At 68.2% G+C, this 13,152-nt stretch carries 12 protein-coding genes and 2 pseudogenes; 7 read left to right on the forward strand and 7 right to left on the reverse strand.

The genetic code is table 11. The annotated features are described in order from the left end of the window. Positions 1-112: 112 nt before the first annotated feature. Positions 113-2,035 carry an alkyl/aryl-sulfatase gene (locus H7J89_RS10315; RefSeq protein ID WP_276041900.1) on the forward strand — a complete coding sequence of 641 codons (1,923 nt, stop codon included), beginning with the start codon at positions 113-115 and terminating at the stop codon, positions 2,033-2,035. On the opposite strand, the gene H7J89_RS10320 is transcribed toward H7J89_RS10315, so the two are convergent. The 6 genes from H7J89_RS10320 to H7J89_RS10345 all read right to left on the reverse strand — a co-directional run bounded on the left by H7J89_RS10320 (position 2,025) and on the right by H7J89_RS10345 (position 7,489). Further along, complete coding sequence (locus H7J89_RS10320) at positions 2,025-2,996, reverse strand: NADPH:quinone oxidoreductase family protein (RefSeq protein WP_264043115.1); 972 nt, start codon at positions 2,994-2,996, stop codon at positions 2,025-2,027. The two genes, H7J89_RS10315 and H7J89_RS10320, sit on opposite strands and share 11 nt — an antisense overlap. Further along, entirely contained in the window at positions 2,996-3,607 is a 612-nt protein-coding gene (locus H7J89_RS10325; RefSeq protein WP_264043117.1) for a TetR/AcrR family transcriptional regulator, read from the reverse strand. Before H7J89_RS10325 ends, H7J89_RS10320 begins: the two co-directional genes overlap by 1 nt. Continuing rightward, entirely contained in the window at positions 3,604-4,911 is a 1,308-nt protein-coding gene (locus H7J89_RS10330; protein ID WP_264043119.1) for an acyl-CoA dehydrogenase family protein, read from the reverse strand. Before H7J89_RS10330 ends, H7J89_RS10325 begins: the two co-directional genes overlap by 4 nt. Positions 4,912-4,955: 44 nt before the next feature. After that, positions 4,956-5,720 carry an SDR family NAD(P)-dependent oxidoreductase gene (locus tag H7J89_RS10335; RefSeq protein ID WP_264043121.1) on the reverse strand — a complete coding sequence of 255 codons (765 nt, stop codon included), beginning with the start codon at positions 5,718-5,720 and terminating at the stop codon, positions 4,956-4,958. Between the two features lies 1 nt (position 5,721). Beyond that, complete coding sequence (locus H7J89_RS10340; RefSeq protein WP_264043123.1) at positions 5,722-6,768, reverse strand: phosphotransferase family protein; 1,047 nt, start codon at positions 6,766-6,768, stop codon at positions 5,722-5,724. Positions 6,769-6,829: 61 nt separating this feature from the next. Continuing rightward, positions 6,830-7,489, reverse strand: coding sequence for a class I SAM-dependent methyltransferase (locus H7J89_RS10345; protein WP_264043125.1), 660 nt, complete (start codon positions 7,487-7,489; stop codon positions 6,830-6,832). A gap of 104 nt (positions 7,490-7,593) precedes the next feature. On the opposite strand from H7J89_RS10345, the gene H7J89_RS10350 reads away from it, so the two are divergent. Further along, positions 7,594-8,202 (forward strand): histidine phosphatase family protein, encoded by a 609-nt coding sequence (locus tag H7J89_RS10350; RefSeq protein ID WP_264043127.1) that lies wholly within the window; start codon positions 7,594-7,596, stop codon positions 8,200-8,202. 9 nt (positions 8,203-8,211) lie between these two features. After that, on the forward strand, positions 8,212-9,258 hold the full coding sequence (locus H7J89_RS10355) for a phosphotransferase family protein (RefSeq protein ID WP_264043129.1): 1,047 nt from the start codon (positions 8,212-8,214) through the stop codon (positions 9,256-9,258). 3 nt (positions 9,259-9,261) lie between these two features. Here H7J89_RS10355 and H7J89_RS10360 read toward each other — a convergent pair whose 3' ends face one another. Beyond that, the gene (locus H7J89_RS10360) at positions 9,262-9,609 is read right to left on the reverse strand and encodes a LapA family protein (protein WP_264043131.1); all 348 of its coding nucleotides are present in this window, start codon (positions 9,607-9,609) and stop codon (positions 9,262-9,264) included. A gap of 100 nt (positions 9,610-9,709) precedes the next feature. On the opposite strand from H7J89_RS10360, the gene H7J89_RS10365 reads away from it, so the two are divergent. The 4 genes and pseudogenes from H7J89_RS10365 (at position 9,710) to H7J89_RS10380 (ending at position 13,151) form a co-directional block, all read left to right on the forward strand. Continuing rightward, positions 9,710-10,657, forward strand: a complete 948-nt coding sequence (locus H7J89_RS10365) for an ABC transporter substrate-binding protein (protein ID WP_264043133.1) — start codon at positions 9,710-9,712, stop codon at positions 10,655-10,657. Continuing rightward, positions 10,654-11,774: pseudogene (locus H7J89_RS10370) on the forward strand (ABC transporter ATP-binding protein). Before H7J89_RS10365 ends, H7J89_RS10370 begins: the two are co-directional and overlap by 4 nt. Continuing rightward, positions 11,759-12,445 (forward strand): ABC transporter permease, encoded by a 687-nt coding sequence (locus tag H7J89_RS10375; RefSeq protein WP_264043137.1) that lies wholly within the window; start codon positions 11,759-11,761, stop codon positions 12,443-12,445. Before H7J89_RS10370 ends, H7J89_RS10375 begins: the two are co-directional and overlap by 16 nt. Further along, positions 12,442-13,151: pseudogene (locus H7J89_RS10380) on the forward strand (ABC transporter permease). Before H7J89_RS10375 ends, H7J89_RS10380 begins: the two are co-directional and overlap by 4 nt. Position 13,152: the final 1 nt, after the last annotated feature.

A 13,152-nucleotide genomic window follows, 5' to 3' on the forward strand; every position in this document is an offset into this window, starting at 1 on the left:
GAAAGTGGCGACCCTCGGCATTGAGGGCCGTCTGGGGCAGTATGCGGGTTAACTGAGCCGAACACCTACGGTTCCGATTAATTGTTTCCGTCTTCGTCGGTCACCTGACAAGATGCGCGCAACGCCTCGCGGAACGGCGCGTCGGTGGCAATGTATTGGCGTGGAGCGCACACCCCCCACCGCGGTCATCGAGGCGGCGCATCGCGCGCACGCGCTGCCATTCGATGACGACGCGGACTTTCACAACGCCGATCGCGGATTCATCGCCGCCTTGTCCCCGTGCGTGATCAAGGCGGCCGACGGGCGCGTGGTCTGGGACAACGACGCCTACTCCTTCCTCGGTGGTCCCGCCCCGCCGTCGGTGCACCCCAGCCTGTGGCGGCAGTCCACTCTCGCCGCCAAACAGGGCCTCTACGAAGTCGTTCCGGGCATCTACCAGGTCCGTGGCTTCGACATTTCCAACGTCACGTTCGTCGAGACCGACACCGGCATCATCGTCATCGACCCGCTGGTGTCCACGGAGGTCGCGGCGGCGGCCCTGGCGCTGTATCGCGCACACCGGGGCGGCGACCGTCCCATCGTCGCGGTCATCTACACCCACAGCCATGTCGACCACTTCGGCGGCGTGCTGGGCGTCACCTCACAGGCGGAGGTGGATTCCGGCGCGGTGGCGGTGCTCGCCCCGGAAGGCTTCGTCGAGCACGCGGTCCAGGAGAACGTCTACGCCGGTCCGGCCATGACGCGCCGGGCGACGTACATGTACGGCACGCTGCTGCCCCGCGGGCCCCGGGACCAGGTGGGCTGCGGGCTGGGCCAGGCGCCGTCCACCGGTGAGGTGGCGATCATCGTCCCCACCATCGATATCCGCGACACCGGCGAGAAGCACAGCATCGACGGGGTGGAGATCGAGTTCCAGATGGCGCCCGGCACCGAGGCGCCCGCCGAAATGCATTTCTACTTTCCGCGATTCCGTGCGCTGTGCATGGCCGAGAACGCCACCCACAACCTGCACAACCTGTTGACCCTGCGAGGTGCCCTGGTGCGCGACCCGCACGCCTGGTCCGGCTACCTCACCGAGGCGATCGACGCCTTCGCCGACCGCGCCGAGGTGGTGTTCGCCTCCCATCATTGGCCCACCTGGGGACGGGAGAGCATCGTCGACTTCCTGTCGCTGCAGCGCGACTTGTATGCCTACTTGCACGACCAGACGCTGCGACTGCTCAATCGGGGCTACACCGGGGTCGAGATCGCGGAGATGTTCCAGATGCCGCCGGCGCTCGAGCGCGCCTGGCACACCCACGGGTATTACGGGTCGGTCAGCCACAACGTGAAGGCCGTCTACCAGCGCTACATGGGCTGGTTCGACGGCAACCCGGCCCGGCTGTGGCCGCATCCGCCCGAGGCCCTCGCGTCGCGCTACGTGGAGGCGATGGGCGGAATCGGCCGGGTTGTCGAGCTGGCCCAAACGGCGTTCGACGCCGGTGACTTCCGTTGGGCGGCAACGCTGCTGGATCACGCGATCTTCACCGAGAGCGGGCATGCCGGCGCCCGCGCGCTGTGCGCCGACACGTTCGAGCAGCTGGCCTACGGCGCCGAGAACGCCACCTGGCGCAATTTCTTTCTCAGTGGCGCAACGGAATTGCGTGGCGGGAACTTCGGCACCGCCGCGCAGGTCACGTCGCCCAGCATGCTTTTGCAGCTGACCCCGGAGCAGATCTTCGACAGCCTCGCCATCCGTGTCGACGGGCCGCGCAGCTGGGATCTTGACTTCGCCATCGACATCGCCTTCGCCGATGTGGCCGCCAACTACCGGCTCACGCTGCGCAACGGTGTGCTCGTGTACCGCAAGGCGGCGGCCGACCCCGCGACGGCGACGGTCACGGTCGAGCTCGCCGGCAAGTCTCGGCTGCTGACGGCGGCGCTGGGCGACTTCGAATCGCCCGGGCTACAGCTATCCGGCGACCAGGCGGCGCTGCGGACTTTCCTGGGTGTGCTCGATCAGCCGGACCCGAGCTTCGACATCGTCACGCCGTGACGTCGATGACGACCTTGCCCAACACCTTCCGGTCGGCCACGTGCCGCAGCGCGGCGGCAGTATCGGACAAGGGGAACCGCGCGCCGATGTATGGCCGGATCGTGCCGGCGGCGAACATCTCCGACAGTTCCCGCATGTCGCGGACGGCCTCGTCGGGGTGGTCGGTCATAAAGGTGCGGATCTCCATACCCCGCACGCAGATATCCTTGAGCAGAACAAGATTGAGCGGGATGGCCGGTATCGTGCCCGCCGCGTAGCCCAGGGTTACGAAGGTGCCGCCGCGACCCAGCCCGCGCAGCGCCGGCTCCGCATACTGGCCGCCGACCGGGTCGATGATCACGCGGGCGGCATCGCCCGTGAGCTCGCGGATGCGCGACTTCAAGTCTTCGCGGTCGTAGTCGACGGTCGCCTCGGCGCCGCGTTGCCGGCACAGCTCGAGCTTCTCCGGGCTCGAGGCGGCCGCCAGCACCCGCGCCTTCATGGCGACGGCCAGGTCGACCGCGGCCAGCCCGACACCGCCGGCGGCGCCCAGCACCACGACCCAATCGCCTTCTGCCACTGCGGCGGTCGAGCGCAGCGCGTGGTAGGCGGTGCGGTAGGTCACGCCGAAGGCGGCGGCCGAAGCGAAGTCGGCGTCGTAGGGCACGAGCTCCGCCTGGCTCGCGTCCAGCAGCGCCAGTTCCGCGAACGCGCCGAACGTGGTTCCCGAAACTCGCTGCCCTGGCTGGAATGGCGCGCCGGCACCGGCGGCGATCACTTCGCCGGCGATCTCGTTGCCCGGTATGAACGGCGGCGGAATCTTCACCTGATACTTGCCGGCGATGAACAGCACGTCGGGAAAATTGACCGCGGCGGCGTGCACCCGCACCAGCAGCTGCCCCGGGGCCGGAACGGGGTCGTCGACGTCGGAGAGAACCAGATCTTCCGGAGTGCCGTACGTACGGCAGACAACGGCGCGCATCAACTGACCCCAAGGCCGCGTAGACAAAAGCCCACCAGGTGTGCGATGTCGTCGGACTTGGGCCGGTCGGCCGACCCCACGTATCGGCGCATGTTCGCGGCGGTGCAACTGAACACGGCCTCGACGTCGCGCTCGACATCGCTACTTCCCAGCGCCGCAACGGGTTCGACGAGCAGATCGCGTAGCGGCCGCATCATCTCCTGATCCGCCGCGCGCCAATTCGCGCCGGCCGACATCTGTCCGGCGGCCGCCCGGCTCAGGCTGATCAGGTGCGGGTCGGCCACCTGCGCCAGCGTGCCCTCGATCCAGCGGGCGACCTGATCGCGCGGCTCGCGCTCCTTGGCCATCTGGTGCTCGAGGTAGGACACGACGATGGCCACCCCGCGTTCCATGACGGCCAGGATGAGATCGTCTTTACCGGCGAAATATCGGTAGAACGCCTTGTTCGACGAACCGGCCTCGGCGACGATATCGCTCACCCGCGGAGGTTCCGGCGCGACCCGTTCCATGACACGGACCGCGGCGGCCAGGATGCGCTCCACCTCCTCGGTAGCCTCGCGCTGGCGGTCGTCGAGCGCCCGCTCGACCGCCGCGGTCACCCTGCTGCTCACGGCGAATCGGGCAGCGCCGGAACATGATCGACGAGGCCGCCGTACTTGGTGCGTGCGGCCTCCCGGCGGATGTCCAGCAGTTCGCTCGGCCACTCGGCGTCTTCGGCCTCGTATCCCTTGAGCAGCAGCCGGGCCAGGTTGACCTTATGGGCCTCTGTCGGCCCGTCGGCCAGGCCGAGTGCCACCCCGCCGAGCAGCACGTTGACCAGCGGGAGCTGGTCGGTGGTGCCCAGCGCACCGTGTACCTGGATCGCCCGCAGCCCAATCGATTTCAGCACCTGTGACGCCAGGATCTTGCAGGCGCCGATCTCGGCGCGGGCCGCATGCTCCCCGGCGGTGTCGATCAGCCACGCCGCGTGCAGCACCGCCAACCGGAACGGCATCAGCTCGGTGTAGGAGTCGGCGATGAACGCCTGCACCAGCTGCTTGTCGGCCAGCGAGCTGCCCTGTGTGAAACGGCTTTTCGCGCGGCGCGCCATCATCTCCACCGCGCGCTGGGCCACTCCGATCGACCGCATCGCATGATGCAGCCGCCCGCCGGCCAGGCGGGTCTGCAGGATCATGAAGCCTTGGCCCGGTTCGCCCAACAGCGCGTCCGACGGCACCCGGACGCCCTCGTAATGCACCAGGGAATGTCCGGGTTCGTGCGGCAGCGCGCCGACCAGGTGGTGGGTGGCCTCGATGGTCAACCCGTCGGTACCGGCCGGCACCAGGAACGTCGAGGCACCGCGGTGGACGGGCACGTCCGGGTCGGTGATCGCGACGACGATGAAGAACGAGGCGACGGAGGCGTTGGAGGAGAAGTACTTTCGCCCGGTGATCACCCAGTCGTCGCCGTCGCGGAAGGCACGCGTCCGGAATACCCGCGGGTCGGCGCCGCCCTGCGGCTCCGTCATCGAAAAGCAGGAGAAGATTTCCCCGGACAGCAGGCCGGCAAGGTAGCGGTCCTTTTGCTCCTGCGTTCCGAAGCGGGCGATGATCTCGGCGTTGCCGGTGTCGGGCGCCTGCGTGCCGAACACGATCGGCGCCCACGGGCTGCGCCCCAGAATCTCGTTGATCAGCGTCAGCTTCACCGCGCCGAAGCCCTGGCCGCCCAGTTCGGGGCCCAGATGCGGTGCCCACAAGCCCTGGTCGCGAACCTGCTGCTTGAGCGGATCGACGATCCGGCGGCGCTCGTCGTTCAGTGGCAGGAACTCGCAGCCCGGGAACAGCACCTCGAGGGGCTCGACCTCTTCGCGGACGAAGTCGCGCACCCAGTCGATTTTCTGCTGGAATTCCGGTTCGGTGGAGAAGTCCCAAGACATTCGAATGCTCCTACTCGTTCATTGGCAAGCTTGCGATCGCCGCGTCAGGGAATTCCACCGTCGGCGCGCAGGATCGAACCGGTGGTGAAACTAGAGGCGTCCGACGCCAAAAACAGTGCTGCCCCGACGATTTCGCCGGGGTCTCCGGCGCGCTGTAACGCCAGGTGTCCGAACGGCTTGCCGTGGGCCCCCTCGAGATTCCACGCCTTGCTCACGTCGGTCAGGAAGGGGCCGGCCATCAGCGTGTTGACCCGCACCGATGGACCGAATGCCTTCGCCAGCGCCTCGGTCATGGCGTTGAGGCCGGCCTTGGCGGCGGCGTAGGGAACGATGTCGGGAGCGGGCCGCAACGACCCGGCGGTGCTCACGTTGATGATGGACCCGCGGCCGGCCGCGACCATTCGCTCACCCACCAATGCCGATAATCGGAACGGCCCTTTGAGGTTGAGGTTGAGAACCGCGTCGAACAGTTTCTCGGTGACGTCGGTCAGCTTGTCGTACAGAGGCGACATGCCGGCGTTGTTGATCAGCGTGTCCACCTTCCCGAATCGGTCATAGGTGGCTTCGACCAAGCCGTCGAGCTGATCCCAGCGCCCCACGTGCACCTGATACGGCATGGCGGAGCGCCCCGTTTCGGCCTCGATCTCCTTGGCCGTGGTCACGCAGTTGTCCATGTTGCGGCTGGCGATCACGACGTCGGCGCCGCAGCGGGCGGCGGCGAACGCCATCTCGCGGCCCAGCCCGCGGCTGCCGCCGGTGATCAGCACGACCCGGTCGGTGAGATCGAAAAGCCGGTCCGCGTAACCCATTTCACCGGCCCCCGGAGGGCAAGGAGCGCGCGAGCCCGGCCGCCGTCGCGATCAGCTGCGGGATCATCGTCCCGAAGGCGTCCTGGACCTTGGGGTCGACCTTGCCGGTGCGCACTCCCGCAGCGTAAGTCTTTTCCAGCACGATGCCGAGCTTCCAATTCGCCAGCACCAGGTAGTAGTCGATGTTTTCGGTGGAAAGCCCGCTAACCGCCTCGTAGTGCCGCAGCAGTTCGCTGCGGGTGGGCATGCCGGTCATGTCCAGATAGAACCCGTCGGCGCGCGGCTCTTCGCCGTCGTAGCCCAGCAGGCACCACGCCAGGTCCAGCAGCGGGTCGCCGACCGTCGTCATCTCCCAGTCCACGATCGCGGCCAGCCGCGCCGGCTCCCCATGGGAGAACATCACGTTGGCGAATTGGTAATCGCCGTGCATGATGCCCGGTTGGTAATGCGCGGGCCGGTTGTTCCGCAGCCACTCCGCGGCCTGGTCAAGGCCAGGTAGGTCGCGCACCTTGTAGGCGTCGAGGAAGGTCAGCCACCGGTCGACCTGCCGCTCGTGAAATCCGTCCGGGCGGCCGAAGCCGTCGAGACCCTGAGCCCGCCAGTCCACCCGCCCCAGCTTCGCCGCGCCTTCGACGAGCTCAATGGCCAGCCCGCGGCGGGCGTCCAGGTCGGTGTCGAACGGCGGCTGCCACCCGCCGTCCATCGGGCTCCATCCGTCGATGGCCTGCATGACGTAGAACGGCATGCCGAGCACGGTGCCGGTGTCGTCGGCGGCGATCAGCGCCGCATGCGGGACATCGGTGCCGGAGAGGGCACGCACCAGCCGGATCTCGCGCAGTAAACCGTCGATGCGCGCCGCATCGGCGCGCGGGCCGGGCATCCGCAGCACCATCCGCTCGCCGCCGCGGTCGAGCAGATACAGCGTGTTCTGCGAACCGCCCTTCAGCTGCTCCAGCCGCGGTTCCTCACCGTCGCCTGGCGCACCGTTCGCATCCAGCCAGCGGGCAAGAGCGCCCGCGTCCAGTCGGTCCTGACCTGCCGTCGTCATTCGCACACCCCGCTCTCTGTGCGGAGAATAGCATTCTCCGCCGGGGCTCGGGCATTTCGGCTCAGTCCGGCTTGTGCGCGGTGAGCAGGAACCCGGGCGCCATGAAATGGCCGTCCTCGTCGCGTTCCAGATGTGCCAACGGGCCGTCGGAAGACGGGCCCGCGTTGCCGTAGACCTTGGCCGGGCGCAGGTCGTCGACCCGCCAGAGCGTCGAGACCGCCTCGCGCAATTCGGTTTCGGTGAAGCCGCGCGGCCCACCGTGATCGGCGTCGCCCAGCGCGCCGGTGGCGAAGGCCAAGATGTACAGCGCCGCTCCCGGGGCGGCCGCCCGAAGGATCGACTGCAGATAGTCCTGGCGTTTCTCCGGCGGCAGCGCATGAAACAGCCCGCTGTCCATGATCGTGGAGAAGCGGCCGTCATAGCCGCGGAAGTTCGTGACGTCGGCCTGCGCGAAAGTCGCCGTGGTCAGTCCTTGTTCCGCGGCCGCCAGGGCGGCGGCCTGGATCGCGGTCGCGCTGCTGTCCAGGCCCACCACGGTGTGCCCCCGCGCGGCGAGAGCCAGCGACAGGGCGGCATGGCCGCAACCGGCGTCCAGCACATCGCTTCGGATGTTGCCCTCGTCGATCAGCACCGCCAGCTCGGGCTGCGGCCGGCCGATGCTCCACGGTGGCGGCGTCTCCTGCCGGTATGCCACGTCCCAATCCCTGCTCGGCTCGGTCATTCGTCCTCCTCGCGGTCGGCCTTCTGCTGAGCCCTATTTTGCGCGGGCCGGTCCGCATGCTTTGAATGAACACGTCGCGCTCAACCACAGACAGGAACACACCCATGCAATTGCTTCTGGTCCGGCACGCGCTGCCGCTGCGCAGCGAACACGGCGAGGGCTCCGACCCGGACCTGTCGGACGAGGGGTTGGCACAGATCGAGCGACTTCCCAAGGCGCTGGACCGGTTTCCCATCTCCCGGGTGGTGAGCAGCCCCCAGCGGCGCGCCATCCAGACCGCCGAACCGGTCGCGGCGGCGCGGGATCTCACCGTCGAGATCGACGACCGATTCGCGGAATACGACCGGGACCTTCCGCTCTACATCCCGGTCGAGCAGATCCGCGAGGAAATGCCCGAGGAGTGGGCGCGCCTGGCCCAGGGCCACCTGCCCAGCGCGGTCGACGAGGACGCGTTTCTCGGCCGGGTGCGCGCGGCGGTCGACGAGCTGGTGGCCTCCGTCGATCCCGACGACACGGTCGCGGTGTTCAGCCACGGCGGTGTGATCAACGTCCTGCTGCACCAGATTCTGGGGACGTCGCGGCTGTTGTCGTTCCCCGTCGACTACGCGTCGGTCACCCGGCTGCTGTTCTCGCGATCCGGTCAGGCGACCGTGGCGGGGGTCAACGGAGTCGAGCATGTGTGGGACCTGCTGCCGCGAAATCAGAGGTGGTAAACAAGTCCGGTGACTTCAGCTGACCAACTCGAGGGCCTCGACCTGGCCTCGCTGGATCGGTACCTGCGTTCGCTCGGCATCGGGCGCGACGGTGAGTTGCGCGCGGACTTCATTTCCGGTGGCCGTTCCAACCTGACCTTCCGTGTCTACGACGACGCGACCAGTTGGCTGGTGCGACGCCCGCCGCTGCACGGCCTGACCCCGTCGGCGCACGACATGGCCCGTGAGTACCGGGTCGTCGCCGCGCTGCGCGACACACCCGTTCCGGTGGCGCGCGCGATCGCGCTGTGCGAGGACGACTCGGTGCTGGGCGCGCCGTTCCAGATCGTCGAATTCGTCGCCGGCCAGGTGGTGCGCCGTCGCGCCCAGCTCGAAGCCTTCAGCCACACCGTCATCGAGGGCTGCGTCGACTCGCTGATCCGGGTCCTCGTCGACCTCCACTCCGTCGACCCCGTGGCCGTGGGGTTGGCCGATTTCGGCAAGCCCAGCGGCTACCTGGAGCGGCAGGTGCGGCGGTGGGGTTCGCAGTGGGCGTTGGTGCGGCTGCCCGACGACCGCCGCGACGCCGACGTCGAGCGCCTGCACGCCGGTCTGCAAGAGGCCATTCCCCAGCAAAGCCGCACGTCGATCGTGCACGGCGACTACCGGATCGACAACACCATCCTGGACATCGACGACCCGACGAAGGTCCGCGCCGTCGTCGACTGGGAGCTGTCCACCCTGGGGGACCCGCTGTCCGACGCGGCCCTGATGTGCGTATACCGCGACCCGGCCCTGGATTTGATCGTCAACGCGCAGGCGGCCTGGACGTCACCGCTGTTGCCGACGGCCGACGAGTTGGCCGACCGGTATTCGCTGGTCGCCGGGTTGCCGTTGGCGCATTGGGAGTTCTACGTGGCCCTGGCTTATTTCAAGCTGGCCATCATCGCGGCCGGCATCGACTTCCGCCGGCGGATGTCGGACCAGGCTCGCGGCATGGACTCCGACCACATGCCGGAGGTCGTGGCCCCGCTGATCTCCCGCGGGCTCGCGGAGCTGGCCAAGCTCCCCCGTTAGGCCCTAGCGGGCCGCTGCGTGATGCTTCTTGGCCGCGCGCCGCAGTTGCAGGATTCGCGCGGTGCCGACGGCCACCGTGATCAGGCCGCCGACCACCGCGGCGAGCAGGATGGCGACGCCCAGCGGCAGGCGCCAGTGCCAGCCCAAGAACGTAAAGGGCGTCTCCGCCGTGTTCTGGGTGATGAAGATCAGCAGCAGAATCAGGATCAGGAAGCCGCCGATCAGGGACGACCACAGCGCGCCGGCGCGGGTGAACCCGATCGCCGGCTCCTTGGGCGCCGGTTCCTTGGGCGCCGCGACGGGCTTGGGGGGAGGCTGGTGGCTGGGCGAGGCAGGGGGATGGCTGCTCATAGGGTCATCTTTGTCCCATCCGGCACAGAATGAAACCAAACCGGGCAACCGGCCCGCTTGGTCCCGGCGCGCCGGCGACTCTGAGGTTAGTGTCGGCGGTATGGGGATGCCGTCGCGCGCGCATCGCGCGATCATCCAAGCGGCCGTCTGGCTCACGGCGATCTGCGTTCTCGCCGCCTGCAGCAGCTCCGACCCGCTCGGTGCCCAGGTCCGCAGCCCCAAATCCATCGTCGTGGGGTCCGGCGACTTCCCGGAATCGCAGATCATCGCCGAGATATATGCACAAGCGTTGCAGGCAAACGGATTCGAGGTCGGTCGGCGGATGGGAATCGGCAGTCGGGAGACCTACATCCCGGCGCTGAAGGACCATTCCGTCGACCTGGTGCCGGAGTACATCGGCAACCTGCTGCTCTATTTCGCGCCCGAGTCGACGGCGACCATGCTCGACGCCGTCGAATTGGAGCTCGACCGTAGGCTGCCCGGCGACCTGGCGGTCCTGACGCCTTCGCCGGCCACCGACACCGACACCGTGACGGTGACAGGCGGGACCGCTAATTCCTGGAAGCTGAAGACAATCGAGGACCTGGCGGCGCATTCGCCGGACGTGAGGTTCGGGGCGCCCTCGGCCTTCGCGAACCGGCCGTCCGGCCTGCCCGGGCTGCGGCAGAAGTACGGACTCGACATCAGGCCGGGCAACTTCGTCGCCATCAACGACGGCGGCGGCGCGGTGACGGTGCGCGCCCTGGTGGAGGGAAGGGTCAACGCCGCAAACGTTTTCACCACGTCCCCCGCGATCCCGCAGAACCATTTGGTGGTCCTCGAAGACCCGGAGCACAACTTCCTGGCCGGCAACATTGTGCCGCTGGTCAATTCGCAGAAGAAGTCGGACCGGCTCAAGGAGGTGCTCGACGCCGTGTCGGCGAAGCTGACCACTCCCGGCGTGGCCGGGCTCAACGCCGCGGTAGCGGGAAACTCCGGTGTTGATCCCGACCAGGCGGCCCGGGACTGGTTGCGGGACAACGGCTTCAACCATCCGGTCGGCTCATGATCGTCTTCGACAAAGTCAGCAAGTCCTTCGCCGACGGGACCACCGCAGTGGACCAATTGAGCCTGGTGATCCCGAACGGGAAGTTGACCGTCTTCGTCGGTTCGTCGGGCAGCGGCAAGACCACGGCGCTGCGCATGGTCAACCGCATGATCGAGCCCACGTCCGGCACCATCACCGTCGACGGTGTGGACGTGTCCACCCTGGACCCGGTGCGGCTGCGCCTCGGGATCGGCTACGTCATCCAGCATGCCGGCCTGATGCCGCACCTGCGGGTGATCGACAACGTCGCAACAGTTCCGGTGCTCAAGGGGAAGTCCCGCCGGGCGGCTCGCGCCGCCGCCTACGAGGTGCTCGAACGCGTCGGGCTGGACACCAAGCTGGCTACCCGCTACCCCGCGCAGCTGTCCGGCGGTGAGCAACAACGTGTCGGGGTGGCGCGTGCACTGGCCGCCGACCCGCCCGTCTTGTTGATGGACGAGCCGTTCTCGGCCGTGGACCCGGTGGTCCGGCTTGACCTGCAGAACGAAATCCTGCGTCTGCAAAGCGAATTGCACAAGACCATCGTCTTCGTCACCCACGACATCGACGAGGCGCTCAAACTCGCGGACAAAGTCGCGGTCTTTCGGGCCGGCACCTTGCAGCAGTACGACGAACCCACGCGCCTGCTGTCGCGCCCTGCCAACGATTTCGTCTCGAGGTTCATCGGTCTCGGCCGCGGCTATCGATGGCTGCAGCTCATCGACGCGGCCGGATTGCCGGTGCATGACGTGCAACGGATCCCGGCGGACGACCTCGCCGGCACCGGCCCGACGGACGGCTGGGCGGTGGTGGTGGACGGCGCGGGCGCGCCGATGGGTTGGATCGATCCCGAGGGCCTGCGCAGGTATCGCGCGGGTGCGTCGTTGTCGGACAGCATGAGTGGCGTCGGCGCGTTGTTTCGTCCCCGCGGGAACCTCAGCCATGCGCTGGACGCGGCGCTGTCGTCGCCGTCGGGGGTCGGCCTCGCCGTCGACGACGGCGGCAAAGTCATCGGCGGTGTGCTGGCGGACGACGTGCTGGCCGCGGTGGAAACCCGAAGAAAGACGTGACCGGGGAACAGATATGCACTACCTGCTGACCCACCTCGACGACGCCTGGGCGCTGACCATCGTCCATCTGCGGTTGTCGTTGGTGCCGGTGCTTATCGGGTTGGCCCTCGCCGTCCCGCTGGGCGCGGCGGTTCAACGCGCACCGGTTGCCCGCCGGCTGACGACGGCGACCGCGAGTGTCGTGTTCACCATTCCGTCGCTGGCGCTGTTCGTGGTCTTGCCGATGGTCATCGGGACCCGCATCCTCGACGAGGCCAACGTCATTGTCGCGCTGACGGCCTACACCGCGGCGCTGCTGGTGCGGGCCGTGCTCGAGGCGCTGGACGCGGTGCCGGCCCAGGTGCGCGACGCCGCCACCGCGGTCGGCTACCCGCCGATCGCCCGCATGCTGAAAGTCGAACTGCCGCTTTCTATTCCGGTTCTGGTCGCCGGGTTGCGGGTGGTGGTCGTCACCAATATCGCGATGGTCTCGGTGGGTTCGGTGATCGGCATCGGCGGCCTGGGCACCTGGTTCACCGAGGGGTACCAGACGAACAAGAGCGATCAGATCCTTGCCGGCATCATCGCGCTGTTCGTGCTGGCTGTCGTCATCGACGCGTTGATCGTGGTGGCCGGCCGCCTGGCCACGCCGTGGGAGCGCGCCGGGCGCTCGCCGCGCCGGCGGTCGGTGGTGGCCCCGATAGTGGGTGGCGCGCGATGAACTTCGTGCAGGGGGCCATCTCCTATCTATTGACCGCCGGCAACTGGACCGGCCCGGTCGGGCTCGCGGCGCGCGTCCTCGAGCATCTGGAGTACACGGCGGTCGCGGTGGGCGCGTCGGCCCTGATCGCCGTCCCGGCCGGGCTCATCATCGGGCACACCGGCCGCGGCACGGTGCTGGTGGTGGGGACGGTCAACGGGTTGCGCGCCCTGCCGACTCTGGGCGTGCTGTTGCTCGGGACGCTGCTGTTCGGGCTGGGGATGGGGCCGCCGCTGGTCGCCCTGATGCTGCTGGGCGTCCCGGCGCTGCTGGCCGGAACCTACGCGGGAATCGCCAACGTGGAGCCGACGGTGGTCGACGCGGCCAGGGCAATGGGCATGACCGAGGCGCAGGTGCTGTGGGTGGAGGCACGCAACGCGCTGCCGTTGATCCTGGGCGGGCTGCGCAGCGCGACGCTTCAGGTGGTCGCCACCGCCACGGTGGCCGCCTATGCCAGCCTCGGTGGGCTGGGCCGATACCTGATCGACGGAATCAAGGAGCGAGAGTTCCACCTCGCCCTGGTCGGTGCCTTGATGGTGGCCGCGTTGGCGCTGGCGCTGGACGGGCTGCTCGCGTTGGTGGTGTGGGCGTCGGTGCCGGGCACCGGACGACTTCGCCACACTTATCCGACAGGCCTGCCGCGGTTCGCCCGCACGTTTTACGGTAGG

It is taken from the genome of Mycobacterium paraffinicum (assembly GCF_025822865.1).
GTDB lineage: Bacteria > Actinomycetota > Actinomycetes > Mycobacteriales > Mycobacteriaceae > Mycobacterium > Mycobacterium paraffinicum.

Coding starts and splice junctions, on each gene's coding strand:
- H7J89_RS10350 (WP_264043127.1), top strand. CDS start 7,594: ATGCAATTGCTTCTGGTCCGGCACGCGCTGCCGCTGCGCAGCGAACAC.
- H7J89_RS10330 (WP_264043119.1), bottom strand. CDS start 4,911: ATGTCTTGGGACTTCTCCACCGAACCGGAATTCCAGCAGAAAATCGAC.
- H7J89_RS10315 (WP_276041900.1), top strand. CDS start 113: ATGCGCGCAACGCCTCGCGGAACGGCGCGTCGGTGGCAATGTATTGGC.
- H7J89_RS10360 (WP_264043131.1), bottom strand. CDS start 9,609: ATGAGCAGCCATCCCCCTGCCTCGCCCAGCCACCAGCCTCCCCCCAAG.
- H7J89_RS10365 (WP_264043133.1), top strand. CDS start 9,710: ATGGGGATGCCGTCGCGCGCGCATCGCGCGATCATCCAAGCGGCCGTC.
- H7J89_RS10340 (WP_264043123.1), bottom strand. CDS start 6,768: ATGACGACGGCAGGTCAGGACCGACTGGACGCGGGCGCTCTTGCCCGC.
- H7J89_RS10375 (WP_264043137.1), top strand. CDS start 11,759: ATGCACTACCTGCTGACCCACCTCGACGACGCCTGGGCGCTGACCATC.
- H7J89_RS10335 (WP_264043121.1), bottom strand. CDS start 5,720: ATGGGTTACGCGGACCGGCTTTTCGATCTCACCGACCGGGTCGTGCTG.
- H7J89_RS10320 (WP_264043115.1), bottom strand. CDS start 2,996: ATGCGCGCCGTTGTCTGCCGTACGTACGGCACTCCGGAAGATCTGGTT.
- H7J89_RS10345 (WP_264043125.1), bottom strand. CDS start 7,489: ATGACCGAGCCGAGCAGGGATTGGGACGTGGCATACCGGCAGGAGACG.